Origin of the sequence: Vibrio sp. Vb0304 (assembly GCF_033338995.1) — a bacterium.
GTDB lineage: Bacteria > Pseudomonadota > Gammaproteobacteria > Enterobacterales > Vibrionaceae > Vibrio > Vibrio alginolyticus.
Genome location: NZ_JAWOTT010000180.1, coordinates 1 through 632 on the forward strand (window position 1 = coordinate 1; position 632 = coordinate 632).

Consider the following 632-nt stretch of genomic DNA (forward strand, 5'->3'; position numbering starts at 1 on the left):
GACCATATTCCTCACTAAATACATCAAGGATTAAGCTCGATTCACTGTAAGGGCGTCGGTGCAGGACAAAGCAGCGTTGAAAACCTTCTGCGGATAAGTTGCTCATCTAAATCTGTGTGCCTAAAAATCTAATGCCAGAATAGTAAAAAATAAGGAGCCATGCGGCTCCTTATTTTAATCGATATTGGATTCTACTTAATATTGAAACGAAGTGTTCTCGCCTCAAATTATAGATCGTCGATGTAACCCAGTGAGCGCAGTGCACGTTCGTCATCTGCCCAACCAGACTTCACTTTAACCCAAGTCTCTAGATAAACTTTACGACCGAACAACTCTTCCATATCTAGACGTGCTTCACGACCAATGGTTTTGATCTTCTCGCCGCCTTTACCAATAACCATCTTCTTCTGACCATTACGTTCAACAAGAATCAAAGCATTGATATGGAAACCGTCCGTTTCTGGGTTGTAATCAAAACGCTCAATCTCAACCGTTACAGAATATGGCAGTTCATCACCAGTAAAGCGCATTAGCTTTTCACGTACGATTTCTGAAGCCATGAAACGCTGAGAGCGATCCGTTACGTATTCTTCAGGGAAGTGATGCGTCGCTTTCGGCAGGTGATTACGTAC

The 632-nt window shown here is 42.9% G+C and carries 2 protein-coding genes; both read right to left on the bottom strand.

The features are described 5' to 3' along the window. The coding region (locus R7P35_RS24785) for a recombination protein O N-terminal domain-containing protein (protein WP_318093023.1) at positions 1-106 on the bottom strand (106 nt) is incomplete at its 3' end. 121 nt (positions 107-227) lie between these two features. Next, positions 228-632 (bottom strand): GTPase Era (era, locus tag R7P35_RS24790; protein ID WP_318093019.1); only part of this gene is annotated, 405 nt, incomplete at its 5' end.